General features: G+C 40.8%; 11 protein-coding genes and 2 pseudogenes. 3 read left to right on the top strand and 10 right to left on the bottom strand.

Annotated features, from left to right (window positions below; translation table 11 throughout):
* Window positions 1-119 precede the first annotated feature (119 nt).
* The 5 genes from V7K56_RS32430 to V7K56_RS32450 form a co-directional block, all read right to left on the bottom strand.
* Complete coding sequence (locus V7K56_RS32430) at window positions 120-2,333, bottom strand: tetratricopeptide repeat protein (protein ID WP_334917521.1); 2,214 nt, start codon at window positions 2,331-2,333, stop codon at window positions 120-122.
* Between the two features lie 266 nt (window positions 2,334-2,599).
* Window positions 2,600-2,779 (bottom strand): photosystem II assembly protein Psb34, encoded by a 180-nt coding sequence (gene psb34 / locus V7K56_RS32435; RefSeq protein WP_334917523.1) that lies wholly within the window; start codon window positions 2,777-2,779, stop codon window positions 2,600-2,602.
* A gap of 217 nt (window positions 2,780-2,996) precedes the next feature.
* Window positions 2,997-5,009, bottom strand: a complete 2,013-nt coding sequence (gene thiO, locus V7K56_RS32440) for a glycine oxidase ThiO (protein WP_334917525.1) — start codon at window positions 5,007-5,009, stop codon at window positions 2,997-2,999.
* A gap of 132 nt (window positions 5,010-5,141) precedes the next feature.
* Window positions 5,142-5,534: a hypothetical protein gene (locus V7K56_RS32445; protein ID WP_334917527.1), complete on the bottom strand. Its 393-nt coding sequence runs from the start codon at window positions 5,532-5,534 to the stop codon at window positions 5,142-5,144.
* A gap of 17 nt (window positions 5,535-5,551) precedes the next feature.
* Window positions 5,552-5,890 (bottom strand): 2Fe-2S iron-sulfur cluster-binding protein, encoded by a 339-nt coding sequence (locus tag V7K56_RS32450; protein ID WP_334917529.1) that lies wholly within the window; start codon window positions 5,888-5,890, stop codon window positions 5,552-5,554.
* A gap of 75 nt (window positions 5,891-5,965) precedes the next feature.
* Between V7K56_RS32450 and cimA the strand changes: the two genes are divergently transcribed.
* Entirely contained in the window at window positions 5,966-7,699 is a 1,734-nt protein-coding gene (gene cimA, locus V7K56_RS32455) for a citramalate synthase (RefSeq protein WP_334917531.1), read from the top strand.
* Between the two features lie 212 nt (window positions 7,700-7,911).
* On the opposite strand, the gene V7K56_RS32460 is transcribed toward cimA, so the two are convergent.
* Both V7K56_RS32460 and V7K56_RS37330 read right to left on the bottom strand, forming a co-directional pair.
* Complete coding sequence (locus V7K56_RS32460) at window positions 7,912-8,790, bottom strand: M48 family metallopeptidase (protein WP_334917533.1); 879 nt, start codon at window positions 8,788-8,790, stop codon at window positions 7,912-7,914.
* 375 nt (window positions 8,791-9,165) lie between these two features.
* A pseudogene (locus tag V7K56_RS37330) lies at window positions 9,166-9,282 on the bottom strand (ISH3 family transposase); the annotation flags it as partial.
* Window positions 9,283-10,087: 805 nt separating this feature from the next.
* Here V7K56_RS37330 and cax point away from each other — a divergent pair.
* Both cax and V7K56_RS32470 read left to right on the top strand, forming a co-directional pair.
* Window positions 10,088-11,194 (top strand): calcium/proton exchanger, encoded by a 1,107-nt coding sequence (cax, locus tag V7K56_RS32465; RefSeq protein WP_334917734.1) that lies wholly within the window; start codon window positions 10,088-10,090, stop codon window positions 11,192-11,194.
* 133 nt (window positions 11,195-11,327) lie between these two features.
* Window positions 11,328-11,700 (top strand): annotated as a pseudogene (locus V7K56_RS32470) (acetate kinase); the annotation flags it as partial.
* Window positions 11,701-11,968: 268 nt separating this feature from the next.
* Here V7K56_RS32470 and V7K56_RS32475 read toward each other — a convergent pair.
* From V7K56_RS32475 to V7K56_RS32485, 3 genes are all read right to left on the bottom strand, one after another.
* Window positions 11,969-12,907: a hypothetical protein gene (locus V7K56_RS32475; protein WP_334917535.1), complete on the bottom strand. Its 939-nt coding sequence runs from the start codon at window positions 12,905-12,907 to the stop codon at window positions 11,969-11,971.
* Window positions 12,904-13,731, bottom strand: a complete 828-nt coding sequence (locus tag V7K56_RS32480; protein ID WP_334917537.1) for a hypothetical protein — start codon at window positions 13,729-13,731, stop codon at window positions 12,904-12,906. The genes V7K56_RS32475 and V7K56_RS32480 overlap by 4 nt, the downstream gene beginning before the upstream one ends.
* A 102-nt stretch (window positions 13,732-13,833) precedes the next feature.
* The gene (locus V7K56_RS32485; protein WP_334917539.1) at window positions 13,834-14,343 is read right to left on the bottom strand and encodes a hypothetical protein; all 510 of its coding nucleotides are present in this window, start codon (window positions 14,341-14,343) and stop codon (window positions 13,834-13,836) included.
* Between the last annotated feature and the right edge of the window lie 407 nt (window positions 14,344-14,750).

Below are 14,750 nucleotides of genomic sequence, written 5' to 3' on the forward strand. Positions count from 1 at the left end.
ATTTGCTTGAAAGCTAGTTCAGCAGAGCTTAGATTCCAAACAATACTAAATTTTGCAACTTGGTATTATATCAAGCTACAGTTTTTTGACATTCCCCACACTATGGAGAGGAATAGGATTCATAATTTTGACAAAATCTCTGGTAACAACTGGCTAGGAACTTTAGATAAAGCCAGATTTTGTCCCTGTATCCCTAATTCATTATGAAAAGCACGAATAGTTTTCACCACATAAGCGAAGGTTGTTTGATAAGCCTCTGGTTGTTTAATTAATCCGTTTAAGGCTTGCAAATGGTTATCTAATGCTCTTTCTAAGTATTGAGAGCGTGTCGCTTTGTCGCCATTAAAAGACTTATCTATTACTAGCTGATAATGTGCTAGTCCCAGGTTATTGTGAGAGGCAAGCAAATCAAAACTTAAAGAAGTACCGCTAAGTGAGTGAGCCAAAGCTATAGCTTCTTCGTAAGCGCTGATACATAGTTGCAGATACTTTTGCCGTGCCTCTTTAGTAGTCTCAGATAGGTTTGCTAAATGCCAGTAGGCAGTACCCAGATTATTTTGTGTAGCAGCGCAGGCACCAGGAACATTAGCTGGAGTGCGATACTTGAGAGCTTTGCTATAAACATTTATGGCTAGCTGGAGATTTTGGGCAGGTTGTTCGTATTGTGCCAGATTCCAACACGCAGTACCGATATTGTTTTGAATCATGCCATACTTCAGCGGTTCCTCTTCAGGGTTGTAGTGTGCAAGTGCTTCATTGTAAGCTGCGATCGCTTTCTTTAAATGCACAATCGGTTGATTGTATTGCCCTAAGTGCCAGTAGGCAGTACCCAAATTATTCTGGCAAGCCGCATACTTTAATGAGTCCATATCAGCTGTACGGTGGCTGAGTGCTTCACTGTAAGCGAAAATTGCTTGCTGCCAATTTTCAGATGGGTGAGAGAAACGAGCTAAATCACCATAAGCTGTCCCCAAATTATTTTGTACACGAGCGTAAGTTTCCGAATGTGTCTGGGGCGAAATCATCTTTAACGCCAACTGATAAAATTCTATTGCCTGCTCTATATAAGTTTGTCCCTCTTCAGAATTGGGTGGTGTGCGGTATAGCATCCAGTAAAGTGTACCCAAATCATTCAAGATATCTGGGAGTTGCGGTGAGCTTTCGTCATAGCTAATTGCCTCCTGATAAGCAATAATTGCCACCATCAGGTTTTCTAGAGTTGACTCTCCTTGCTCAATGCGAAGACGGTATAAAGTACCCAAGCGATGATAAGCTTCTGCCAGTATCTCCTCTGAAACTTGCTTTTCGTGTAATTCTTCAATCTCTAATAAAATCTGCTGTGGTTGTAAGGAATCCTCTGTATTTTGAGCAATACTTGTATTTATTGTTGCTATTACTAGTTCCGTTAACTCACTGCTAATATGAGATAAAAACGACAGCGATTGATTATTACTCCCACTACCAGAGCGATTTGTAGATTCCTGCTGTTGCGGCGTAGCCTTTAATAAATCCCCTGTGGATGGTAAAACATTCTCAGCTTTGTGTACGCGATTCCCTTCTATTTCTACTTGGAAATCAGAATTCTTCTCAAACTTAAACTCAGTGGCTGCGGTTCTGAGTTCTGCTTGGTTAGCTGATTCATCTAGAATTGACTGCTCAATATTCCCCAAATCTAAGCTTCTAGAACTAGAAAAACGTTCTGGATAGCCCAAATTCTGAGTTGCTGGTGTGGGTTCTCCAGCAAACACAAATACGCCAGTACGACAACGCCAAAACTGTGGTGCTGATTGCTTGATAGCCGATAACCAAGGACGTGGTATCCACAACAGCAAGTTAGATTCTAAAAATCGGCTGGATTCTTGTGTAGAGAAATATTGTTCGCTTAAGCGGAGATAATGCAAAAATAAACGCTGTGTTGCAACTGGTTGCTTCGTAAGATGCTCCACGCCAACAATCTGAAACGCTGGTACTGGAAAAGGTTTTCCAGGAGTATCTTTTGATGCCCCAACAATTGGGGGTGGATAATTAGTCAGCCATTGATTAATCTGGATTAGGGGATTAGGATCGTTTAAATTCAAACGTAACGTGACTAATCGCGGATAAGCTGGAGTGCTATTTTCTTGAGCATTTGATGATTGATATAACACCTGTCCAACAGGATAAGCCAATGTAGAATGTAAACGGGCTGCTATCTGATTTCTCAAGTATAAATCATCACATATTGCTAAAAGAATTTGTCGTCGTAAGTCAAGACTTAAGACAAGTTTTAGGCGGTGGTATACTTGCCGATTCCAAATAGAATTATTGTTGTGTGCAGTATCATTCACGCTCATAGCGGCTAAAGAGCCAAAACATAGTAGATATCACCTTTCTGGGTGCATTCAAGTGGGCCAAACTTATAACAAAAATGAATTTTAATAAGTAGATGTTGTGCGGCTGAGGATATATTGAGCCTTCAATTATAGTAGAAAAAATAAAGTATAATTATATACTTTAATTCCTAGTTCAATTTTAACAAAAAATAAAAAAGCAGGCCCCTCTTAAAATTGGAACCTGAAAAACTATAAATAAGATGAAGTTTTCTTAAAATGTTTTACGATCAACTGCTCTTAGAAACAAAGAAGGCGACTAGAATCAAGCCGGCAACCAAAGCTGTAGCGGCAATTACTAGTAGGATATAAGTTCGCTTTTGCCCTTCCGTGAGAGGTTCTGCTTGATAAACCTTTGGTTCCCGGGCAAAATTATTCAGAAGACCGCCTTCTTCATTGGTATAGGGCATGAATGAATTCCTTTATCTTTATCGTTAATTTAATGTTACATAAATGCTAAATCTGGTCTTAAACTGCTAGATAAATCGTTACATTGGGCATTAGGCATTGGGCATTGGGAACAAGGGAAAGACTTGTTGCAAGTTCTCACTCAAGTCACCTTGTCACCTTGTCCCTTTGTCTGTCTTGTCTGTTTATGCCCAATGCCCCATGCCCCATGCCCTATTCCTAACTAGTAATCGTCCCAGTTAAAGGTGAACTGGGACTAGCGTAATCTTTAATAGGCATTCTGCCAGCAAGGTATGCTAGACGACCGGCAACTGCTGCCAAATTCATGGCACGAGCCATTGCTGCTGGTTTTGGAGAAAGAGCGATCGCACTATTAATCAACAAGGCATCTGCTCCCAATTCCATTGCCTGGGCGGCTTCTGAAGGTGAACCAATACCAGCATCTACCACCACTGGCACACCTGCATTTTCGATGATAATTTGGATATTGGCAGTTGTTTTCAGCCCTTGTCCAGAACCAATTGGCGATGCCAAAGGCATTACTGTAGCACAACCTACCTCTTCTAAGCGCTTGGCTAACATAGGGTCAGCGTTGATGTAGGGTAATACTGCAAAACCTTCTTTAACTAGTTGTTCTGCTGCTTGCAGTGTTCCAATCGGGTCTGGGAGTAAATACTTAAGGTCAGGTATTACTTCTAACTTTACAAAATTATTATCTTCCTGCCCCAATAATTTCGCCATTTCTCGCCCTAAACGTGCTACCCGAATTGCCTCTTCAGCAGTTTGACAACCTGCGGTATTGGGTAACATCCAGATTTTCGTCCAATCCAAGGCTTCAGCTAAACCTTCATGTCCAGGAGCCTTGGTTTGTACCCGTCGTACTGCTACGGTGACAATCTGGCATTCGCTGGCGGTGACGCTTTGCTGCATTTCCTCAATGCTGCGATACTTACCAGTTCCCGTCATCAAGCGGGATTGGAAGGTTTTGCCAGCGATAATCAATGGTGAATCGGTAGAGACGCGATTAATCGCGTCTGTAGGAAGTAGGGTGATATTATGCCCGTTGGAGAAATTGGCAGAGTGAGTCAGCATGGGTGTGGAGGTAGATGACTTGGACTGGAAGCGCGAATAGTGAAAATTAGCAAGTAGGGGGTCAGACTTTTGTTCTAAAATTAAATCGGCAATCAAAGCGGCTGTTACGGGCGCAAGTAGAATTCCGTTGCGGTAATGACCCGTAGCAAAAGTTAAATTTTGACAGTGGCTAGTGCCCAGGATGGGCAATTCATCAGGGGTAGTTGGGCGAAATCCCCACCAAAATTCCTGGATGGGATAATGCTTTAATTGGGGATACAGCCGGATAGCTGCTTGTAGTAATTTTTGAATACCTTCTGGGGTGTTGTTGGGGATAAAGCCAACGTCTTCACTTGTTGCGCCAATAACCAGGCGATCGCGTCTTGGTACGATGTAAATATTCTGCCCAAATAAAACCCGCTTCAAGGGCAATTCCGGCGAAACTTCTGGTATCCGCACACTCAGCATTTGTCCTTTTCTGGGTAGCACAGGTAGCGGTAACAATTCATTTGACCAAGCACCTGAAGCTAAAACATAGTGAGCAGCGCGAATTATGCCAGCATTGGTTTGCACGCCAACTACTTGTCCTTGTTGCTGTAAAAAAGCTTCTACTGTAATGCCGTCTTTTAGTTCAACACCAATAGACTCAGCAGCCGTCCGCAATACGTGAACAAGAGCCTTATTATCAACTTGTGCATCTTCAGGATACCACCAGCCACCAACTACCTCTGCTCCCAATCCTGGCTGATATTGATGAATTGCCTCTTTGTTTAACCAGTAAGCCGGAGATGAGGAGGAAAGACTTTCCCCTCTGCTCCTCTGCTCCTGTGTTTCCCCTGCTCCTCTGCCCCCCTGCCCCCCTGCCTCTTCAAAAAGGGGTGCAAGGATACCACAGGCACGGTAGCCAGTATTTAAGCCTGTCAGGTCTTCTAATTTGCGCGTCCAGTCGGGATATAAGGCACGCGATCGCCAACACAATGAATACATTGCCTCATTCGGGATGTTTTCCGCATCTGGTGCCAACATCCCGGCGGCAGCGTGGGTAGCAGCAGCCTGAAAGTTACGACAAAACACGGTGACATTTGTCCCGCGCAATTTTAGTTCAATGGCGATCGCTAAACCAATAATGCCGCCACCAATAATTACAGTCTCACTAATCATTAGTCATTAGTCATTAGTCATCTATCATTAGCCATTTATCATTAGTACATAACTAATAACTCATAACTAATAACTCATAACTTATAACTTATAACTTGTAACTAAAGACGGGTCTGAAGACGGATCTAATCGTTACCACAAGGCGCGAATTGGTTCGTTGCTTTGATTTGTATCGCTGGATGGTGTGCTTGTGTCTGAAGAATCTGTATTGCTGCTGTCTGTTGTACTGTCAGTTGAGTCATCGCCAGAATTCTGGGCAACGTTACTCCTGTTGTCAGGTCTTGGGGCTACAATACCGCGCCTATTTTCGTTTGTTTGAGTTGTTTCGTTTCCTTCAGTCGTAGTTTCATCATTCTTACTGCCACCACTGCCATTAACATTGATATTAGCTGGCAAGACTTCTGATTTCTTGTCACTGGGAGCGTTAGCAGTTTGTACGCCCATTGGAAAGTTGATGCCTAGTAATGTACCAAGCAGAATGGCTAAACCTCCAGCCATTAAAATTAAGGGTGTCCATCTACCCATCTTGTCTTAACTCCTTTTTAACCTTTTGGTGTCCACACTATTCGAGAACCTTGTCCCCAAAATCCATCAAACTTTGTCACTTTCACATCGCCTAAAACTTGAGTTTGACAAGCTAAACGTAAGTCTGTTGTAGGAGAATGGGGAGGAAGCGAACGCCGTGCTCGATCACGCCAATTCGCTGCTGATACTTCGCCCTCTACCTTAACCGCGCAGGTTCCACAACTGCCAATGCCCCGACAGTTTATCACCTTAGCACCGTCATTGTAGAGGTGAATACTATTTTGCAGCAAAATTGTTCGGAGATTGCTTCCATGTTCGCAATCAATTGTTTTCCCTTCAGCTAGTACCTTAGGCATTTTTAAATTGCCAAACTGGCTTTTTGTTGTATATTGACACATTGCCTCGAAAGTTGTCTCGTCGGTCCCAGTTTTATGACCACAAATTCTTCACCTCAACTTTGGCTTTACGACACTACATTGCGGGATGGCACTCAGCGCGAGGGTCTATCTGTATCGATAGAAGATAAGTTACGCATTGCCCGTAGACTCGATCATCTGGGAATTCCCTTCATTGAAGGTGGTTGGCCTGGTGCCAATCCCAAGGATGTACAATTTTTCTGGCAACTTCAAGAAGATCCGCTTAAACAAGCTGAAATTGTTGCTTTTTGTTCAACTCGCCGTCCCAACTCCACTGCCGCCACCGAACCGATGCTACAGGATATTTTGGCTGCGGGAACTCGCTGGGTAACCATTTTTGGCAAGTCTTGGGATTTACACGTGACAACAGGACTCAAGACGACATTAGAAGAAAATTTGGCGATGATTCGCGACACAATTGAGTACCTCCGTTCTCAAAGTCGCCGGATTATCTATGATGCCGAACATTGGTTTGATGGCTATAAGCACAATCGAGATTATGCTTTACAGACATTAGAGACTGCGATCGCATCTGGTGCGGAATGGCTAGTCCTCTGTGATACCAATGGTGGCACTTTACCCCACGAAATTAGCGAAATTGTTCAAGATGTCATTCGTCATTTGTCATTAGTGAGCCAGTGCGTTGCGGAGGTTCCCTCCGTTGAAGCAACTGGCGTCATTTGTCAAGAACCAATGACTGAGGACATAGATGCACCAGCAGCTTCCCGCAGGGTAGGACAAAGGGCAATGCCCCAAATTGGAATTCATACTCATAACGATTCAGAAATGGCGGTTGCTAACGCCATAGCCGCCGTGATGGCAGGGGCAAAGATGGTACAGGGCACAATTAATGGTTACGGTGAACGTTGTGGTAATGCTAACCTCTGTTCGTTAATTCCCAATTTACAACTGAAGGCGGGTTACAGTTGTATCACAGAAGACCAGCTTACACAACTTACAGAAGCTAGTCGTTTTGTGAGTGAGGTGGTCAACCTCGCGCCAGATGAACACGCTCCCTTTGTGGGACGTTCGGCTTTTGCCCACAAGGGCGGTATTCATGTATCAGCAGTGGAACGTAATCCCCTGACATACGAACACATTCAGCCGGAACAAGTCGGGAATCGTCGCCGGATCGTGATTTCGGAACAGTCTGGACTGAGCAATGTTTTAGCCAAAGCCCGCAGTTTTGGCATTGAATTGGATCAACAAAAGGCAGAGGCTAGGGAAATTCTCCAGCGCCTCAAAGATTTGGAGAGCGAAGGATTTCAATTTGAAGCCGCAGAGGCCAGTTTTGTACTGTTGATGCACGAAGCTTTGGGAGGTCGCCGAAAGTTTTTTGAAGTCAAAGGTTTTCAAGTCCACTGTGACTTGATTGAGGGGAAAGAAACTAGCAATGCCTTAGCTACAGTTAAAGTCGCTGTTGACGGCAAAAATATTTTGGAAGCGGCGGAAGGTAACGGACCCGTTGCCGCTTTGGATGCAGCTTTACGCAAAGCTTTGGTGAACTTTTATCCCCAAATTGCAACCTTTGATTTGACAGATTACAAAGTACGGATTCTCAACGGACATACGGGCACTGCGGCGAAAACCCGTGTGTTGGTAGAATCAGGCAATGGTCGTCAACGCTGGACAACGGTAGGAGTTTCTACCAATATTTTGGCAGCTTCCTATCAAGCGGTGGTAGAGGGTTTAGAATACGGTTTATTGTTACATTCCCAAGCAGAAGCAGCTTTAAAAGTTTCTAGTTGACAAAAGGGATATGTAGTATGATGAGGGTTTGCATTTTTTGATAAGCAGGGGAAGTGATCGCTTCCCCTTTTATTAATACTTTTGTACTTACAGCAGATTGCAACAGGCGTGAGGTACAGATAATCATAGGGAACATGTTGTGCCCCTACTCATGTACTTCATTTACCTGAAATACGCTGTATGTAGCGAAAAAGCAGTTGTGAATAGTACCTCTACCAATTGCGCCATCCACCTTTGGGCGCAACTTCATTATTAGTAGACTTCGGTCCGTGACTTTGCAACAGAGTTTGATATTCTGTACTGCTTGCCCAGCGGTCAATTTCTCGCGCCCGCAGTACTGGCACTGGATGGGTTAATTGGGCTGTACGGGCAGCTTTGACCATTTCACCCAGTTCTGTCTTGCTGATGTCATCGTAAGCGCGGGCTTGGGCAACAAAAGCATCAAGATTTAGTTGGGGGGCTAAGGTGGGAGAACCACCAGCCAACTTCATCAACACGGACATAACAACTTTCGGGTCTTGGGTTGCTAGTAATGCGGCGCGATCGCAGGTAAACTCAGCACAACGTACCCATTCCAAAAGTTGCGCCTGTATGGCTTGAGCAACGAAGGTTCCAACATTGGGCACAATCGCCGCAGCTAATATTAATAAATTTACAGGTGTCAAGTAAACGCTATGGTCACACTTAAGATGCCCCAACTCGTGGGCGATTACTGCTTGTATTTCTTCTGGTGTGAGGATATCAATTAGGGAAGTGTGTAGCACCACAAAAGGTTGCTTACCCCGCACAGCAAAAGTATATGCGTTGGGAGCCGGATGTTGCCGGACATACAACTGAGGGGGATCTATATCCAGGGTTTTACAGGCGTCTAACAACAGTTTGTATAAATCAGGCAGTTGCTTTTCACCTACCAAAATGCTGGAGGCAATATTTTCCACATAGAAAACCTGCTCTGCCATTGGTCCAAGCCAATTTCGCACCAACATATCTATGCCTGGTATCTGCTTGAGCGCTCTGGTAGCTTCCAGGTCTAATGGATGACGAAATGAGTCAGCTTTTAAACCAATCAGCGGGGTTTTGAAGAAGGACATAGTGCAACAAGCTATAAAAAAACACAATTATGGAATCTGGCTGGATAGATAAACAGCCTCCCACAGTTAGTATAACGATTTCAGTATCACTGCTCATTTCACCCCTTTGCTGCATACGTCTACCGCGCGTTGCAGTTAGCTTGATTGGACACACTAATTCACACTCGGAGAATTGAATGCGCTTTGACTTGATCAGCCACTTTGGCCGTCTTGTTAATGTTAGTAGACCGAAAACTTTTGCAATGCCTGGGCGGACGTAGCCATCACTAAAAAATAGTAGTGTGTGATACCGTTTTTGAAAAAATGTGTAAAAGCTAAATGCCTTGAATCAAATATAAGTTTAGCTTATTTACAAACCCCAAAGATCAACCAAAATCAGCCGGATGGTAAATAAACTTTGCAGGCTACCCCATAGTTGCGGTCTACTGCTTGGCGTAAAAATTCAAGTATCTGTTTGAGAGTGAATAGATGAGAAAATAACCAAACCAGATATTTCTCTAGCTTGATTCTCACTCAACTCTTTGACAAAATTCTCTACAATAACCACATAATTATATTCTGGTACGAGATTTGCTCTTACACTTAGCTGATTTATTAGCTTTACTTATGCTACGAGGTCAACTAAGCCAGATAGCATTAGTATTTAAAATTCGTTGAGGTTCTTGACATGAGCGAGTTAAAACAGTTTGACCCCTATCTCAATATCGGCACATACCTAGCGGAGCTTCTGCAAACGATCGGGCTGGAGCATTATTTCACTGTTCCTGGCGATTACAACCTGGTTCTCCTCGACCATTGAACAATAAAATGAAACCAGAGCAATCAAAGTAATTAAAAGCCGTTAAGCAGTATTTTTAGATACTTTCTTAGGCTTGGTAAAGGCTTTTTTCACAATCGAATAACGAGTCTGTGGCTGGCGGGGTCTACCGCAAGTCCGACCAGGGGACTTTCCTCGCTTGTTTAGGGCCAGGTGCAGGTGTTCCAATCCGAGCCAAAACGGCTGCAAAGGAGTTATATCGTGTCCGGTGAAAGACTTATCATTAAGACCGCAGGGGGAAAAGGGTTTTCCAGTTTCTGCATAGATTACGGGAATTATAACTAATTAACCAAACATGATATTAGCGACTCGACCAGGAGATAATTTTTGGCAAGGCTGTTGGCTGATATTGCATTGAGCATTTTTCGGAGCGCCGCTTTGATTCTGGTAATAGGCGATGCGGAACTTTGTATCAGTAAGTTCTACTTCTTGTTAGATGCTCAACTAGTAGCCAGCCTCTACTCAATCGTAGGACTTAGTATGTCGGTTAAAAAACTTGTTTTTTCAACTTTGTTAATATTTATTCCGATTTCTATTGCTGCTCATTTTCTCCATTGGGATTCACTCGCTGTTTTCATAACTTCTGGGTTGGCGATCATCCCTTTGGCAGCTTGGATAGGTACTGCAACTGAAGAAATTACTGTAGTTGTAGGTCCTTCTATTGGAGGATTCTTAAACGCTACTTTTGGTAATGCAACTGAATTAATTATTGCCATCATCGCTCTCAAGGCTGGACTAGTAGATGTCGTCAAAGCTACTATTACAGGCTCAATTATCAGCAACTTGCTTTTAGTTGTGGGTTTTGCAATGTTACTTGGCGGACTCCGTTATCGCGAACAGGAGTTTCAACCCATTGTTGCACGGGTAAATGCTTCAGCTATGAATTTAGCACTCAGCGCTATTTTGCTACCTACTGCTGTCAATTTTATCACAGCGGGTGCAATGAAAGAGGACAAACTTCAGAGTCTTTCTAGCGCGGTTGCCTTAATCTTAATCTTAGTTTATGGACTAATGTTGCTGTTTTCAATGCGGACTCATACTTATCTTTATGAAGTTGGTTTGGCAGAGATAGAGTTAGCACAAACAGAAAACGTCAAAGCAACAGGCAATGCTCAAAGTCAAATAAATCTATGGTTCTGGATAGGTGTGCTACTAGTAGTGACAATTTTAGTAGCATTTGAATCAGAACTGTTAGTTGCAACATTAGAGCCAGCTATATCCCGTTTGGGGCTAACCAAGCTATTTACAGGTGTCATCCTTTTGCCTGTTATCGGCAATGCCGCTGAACATGCAACTGCGGTGACTGTAGCAATGAAAAACAACATGAATCTTTCTCTATCAGTCGCTATCGGCTCTAGCTTGCAAATTGCTTTGTTTGTCGCTCCCTTATTAGTTCTGATCGGATTGGCAATTGGTCAGCCGATGGATTTAAATTTCAATCCTTTTGAATTAGTAGCAGTGGTTGTGGCAGTATTAATCACTAACTCTGTTAGTTCTGACGGACGCTCTAACTGGCTAGAAGGCATTTTGCTTTTGGCAACTTATACTGTATTGGGTCTAACATTCTACTTTTACCCTACTGTTTAGGACAATCTAACTCAAGCTGACTTCATGCACTAAGTAAGTCGTGGAGAAAATTTATAAGTATGTAACAAACAATTAAGCATGAGGCTAGAATTAGTGACACAAGCAAAAGAAATCATCTTTTTCTGTTGTCACTATGAAGATATTGGTACTGAATGCTGGATCGAGCAGCCAAAAGAGTTGTCTGTATGAAATTGCAGATGAAACTCTGCCCATCCAAGCACCCCAACCCCTTTGGGAAGGGAAAATCAACTGGACTCAAGATCGATCAGGGTGTGGCAGAAATTGAGGTGAAAACTGTTACGGGTGGAACGCTGCAAAAATCAATTTCTGGTGATTCCCCACAGGAGCACCTTACCTATATGCTCAATACACTTAATCATGATGCAACCAAGGTAATTGATCGCTTGTCAGAAATCGATGTGGTGGGGCATCGGATAGTACATGGTGGAGAGGATTATCGAGATAGTGTGGTAATTACGGAAGATGTCAAAAAGGCGATCGCTCAACAGTGTTGGCAGTTGTTGAAACGTAATTAGAAAGTCTGGTTTAATTTGAGTAAGATTGTTTTAGGGACTTCCAAATAAAAAAAACATCAACAACCTAATGAAATAAACTTCTCTATTCCTTATTTCTCTGTGTCCTCTGTGTCTCTGTGGTTGGTTTATTTAGATAATTTATTTCTTGAGAATTCCTTAATATTTCAGTTAACATAATCTTTGTATTAAAAAAGTCTTTCACAAAACAATATCCTTTTCAACATCTCACACTCTATTTTCAAGCTAGTAACCAACGCATAAAGACTTTACCAATTTGCCCTACTATCAAACTAAAAAACCATTTTAATAATGGCCCAATTATTGACAAAAATAGCAAAAATAAAAAATCAGTGGGAGTAAACATAAAAATACTAGAAGTGACACAACTTAGTCCCCATGCCAGCCAATTGCGATATTGATAATTAATAGAAGTCCATTTTGGAAGTTGATTAACAAGCCAATGGCGAATAGTAGTAAATACAAAAGATATTATTAGCCCAACAAATATTGATAATGAAAGTGCTAAATGTAATTTCCAAGTTAAAAAAGCAGCAGGGAAAAGTGAAGCTAGTTCCCAAGCTAAGAAATTTAATTTAGTCTGAAGATAGCTAAGAATTTTTTCAATAAGCCAATAATGTATATAAACAATATTTAAACACTCAGGATTTTGGATAAAATTATTCCTGACTTTGTGAATTATGTCACCATAAAATAAAATATTACTTTGTAAAACAATATCTTCTTCTTTCCACAAATATAAAGCTGATGTATCTTCTCTATAATACAAATCAAAAGTAAGTCCAGACTGTAAATTTAATTTGTTTTGTAATAATTTACTCCAAAATAATCTGATAAAAATTACTACAAAAGTGTCATCAAAAAGTTTTAAAGTTTTAAAGCTTTTTTTAACAACTGCTAATTTCTGGTATTGCATAGTATTATCACTAAAGCAGTTGTAGTACAAAAGATAAGCTCTTAATTTTGGCGGGATATACAGAGAGCAGCCTATTTTTCGCGCTTCCTCAATTTTTTTTAAAACTGCCTTATTTAAATAAAAAGCATACTGTCCTGGCTCAACCTTAATTTCAATTTCAATAGGAGTACATTGAGGTATTTGTACAAAGAAAGATAGTTGAACATCAGCTTCATAATCTATGTGTGTTTTATCAGCGTTCATTGTCGGGATAACTTTGCGATACTTTGTACAATACCAATCAGAAAATCTAGTGTTCCACGCCACTGTTTCTCTCCAGCAACTATCCCTTCATTATGTATTTTTAGGATTAAATCTCTATCATCTTCAGATAATTGAAATAGCTTTTTATTGTAACGACTGATAATATCTCCATCTAACTGCATAACAGTTTGAGCATAAATAACATCAATATCTACGCTGGTAATATTATCACTATTAAGTGCAGCTTTTAGCTCAGACATTTTCCGCAGTGTCCGAATAAATTTATCATTATTCAAAAGTTTTTCAATCTCTTGCCACCTGTGTTGTAAACTTTTTAGATTATTTTCTTCTCCATCTGTAACAGGAGTTGGAGCAGGCAATATTGGTCGAGCTAACTTTATGTATACCTCATCAGTTGGAACAATATTTGCTTTATGTTCTACTTGATATTTAAGACGTTCCTGATATTGGATTATTCTGGAGTCTGGCTCACTAGTCTCAGTACTTTGTTCAAGGAGAATATAAAAATATTCTCTTTCAAGTTGTGCAAATAGACTTGTATAACGCTTGCGTAGCTCTTGAGCTTGAGTTTTTTCTGGATCTATTAAATCATCTGGATTTGGAATTCCTTTGACATCAAAGTAGTCTTTGTCATTTATTGAATAAATTTCTTCATACGCTTGCCAAGCATTAAACTTTGCGCCAGTAATTTGCTCCACAACCATCGTATTTATTTCTAAAGCTGTAATATCATCAACTAATTCATATACAGATGAGACTACTTTTTCTAGTAAATCTTTAGCTTGTTCTTGAATTTTGATCATGTCATAATTTCCTTGATTTTTCTAAAGCAAATTAACCTACAGGTAGGGATACGCTGATATTCTGTGGGTATTTTTGAGTTAATATCAATTAAGAAATATCAACTACTGGGGACGGGATAGCAATTGTTGTGAAGTTTTACGAGATTTCATAATTTCTAGAAACAATCCATACAGCTTTTGCAAACTTTCAATATTTTTTTGCATAATCTCCCGACTTTCTTTGATTTGAGTTAGGTGAAATTCGCGAAGTTCTGTATATGGGCCACTACCAACAAATTGACTACCAACTTCGTTAGTTATATCACCATCAATTAGATTAATTATAGTGTGCATTCGATTACCTGGTTGAGCAATTTGCTGCTCTTGTAGTTGTTCTAACTGAGTAGATGATTCTGGAACCCAAGTAGTAATTTCTAGCTCGACAACTTCAACTATTGCTGTTTGAATAGCATCAATAATTTCATCAATATTGAATCCTTCTCCTTTAGCATTCAGCTTCTTAACTTTTATTTTAAATTCACTACTTGGTTTGCTAAAATGACTATTATTTTCCACGTTTTTGATGGCTTGACCATTAGTTTCTGTGATTTCGTTAAAAGTGTTATTCACCATGACGTTTTAGAGGTTACAGATTGAAATATAAACAAAACACAATTTTAGGTTATGTCAAAAATTTTCAGGCTTTTACTAAAAAAAAGTAATTAAAGTCAAAACAACTTAATAATTTAAGAAATTTTTACTATATGATTTCCAAAAGCCAAATTTATCTTAGAAAAAGAATAATATCATTTTAGATTTTGGAGCCAACTGCGTTGTAGTGAATCCAGCACTGCGGTAGGGATTTTCCCATATTTACTTTATAAATAGGCTCTAAAGTATATCTCAGAGCAAAATTAAGATTGAAGTATAAAATAACACTAGTTAATTAATTGATTTATTTGAGTCAACTTTTTTTCTCTGACTTAGCAAAGCTTAGACGCACAAGTGGGGCTGACTTTTGTTATACCACTATGTATACA

It is taken from the genome of Nostoc sp., from assembly GCF_036917535.1.
In the GTDB taxonomy this organism is placed as follows: domain Bacteria; phylum Cyanobacteriota; class Cyanobacteriia; order Cyanobacteriales; family Nostocaceae; genus Nostoc.

Bases quoted from the DNA above. Each gene is read 5' to 3' on its own strand.
- V7K56_RS32445 (WP_334917527.1), bottom strand. From the start codon at position 5,534: ATGGGTAGATGGACACCCTTAATTTTAATGGCTGGAGGTTTAGCCATT.
- V7K56_RS32480 (WP_334917537.1), bottom strand. From the start codon at position 13,731: ATGATCAAAATTCAAGAACAAGCTAAAGATTTACTAGAAAAAGTAGTC.
- psb34 (WP_334917523.1), bottom strand. From the start codon at position 2,779: ATGCCCTATACCAATGAAGAAGGCGGTCTTCTGAATAATTTTGCCCGG.
- cax (WP_334917734.1), top strand. From the start codon at position 10,088: ATGTCGGTTAAAAAACTTGTTTTTTCAACTTTGTTAATATTTATTCCG.
- V7K56_RS32485 (WP_334917539.1), bottom strand. From the start codon at position 14,343: ATGGTGAATAACACTTTTAACGAAATCACAGAAACTAATGGTCAAGCC.
- V7K56_RS32450 (WP_334917529.1), bottom strand. From the start codon at position 5,890: ATGCCTAAGGTACTAGCTGAAGGGAAAACAATTGATTGCGAACATGGA.
- thiO (WP_334917525.1), bottom strand. From the start codon at position 5,009: ATGATTAGTGAGACTGTAATTATTGGTGGCGGCATTATTGGTTTAGCG.
- V7K56_RS32460 (WP_334917533.1), bottom strand. From the start codon at position 8,790: ATGTCCTTCTTCAAAACCCCGCTGATTGGTTTAAAAGCTGACTCATTT.
- cimA (WP_334917531.1), top strand. From the start codon at position 5,966: ATGACCACAAATTCTTCACCTCAACTTTGGCTTTACGACACTACATTG.
- V7K56_RS32430 (WP_334917521.1), bottom strand. From the start codon at position 2,333: ATGAGCGTGAATGATACTGCACACAACAATAATTCTATTTGGAATCGG.
- V7K56_RS32475 (WP_334917535.1), bottom strand. From the start codon at position 12,907: ATGAACGCTGATAAAACACACATAGATTATGAAGCTGATGTTCAACTA.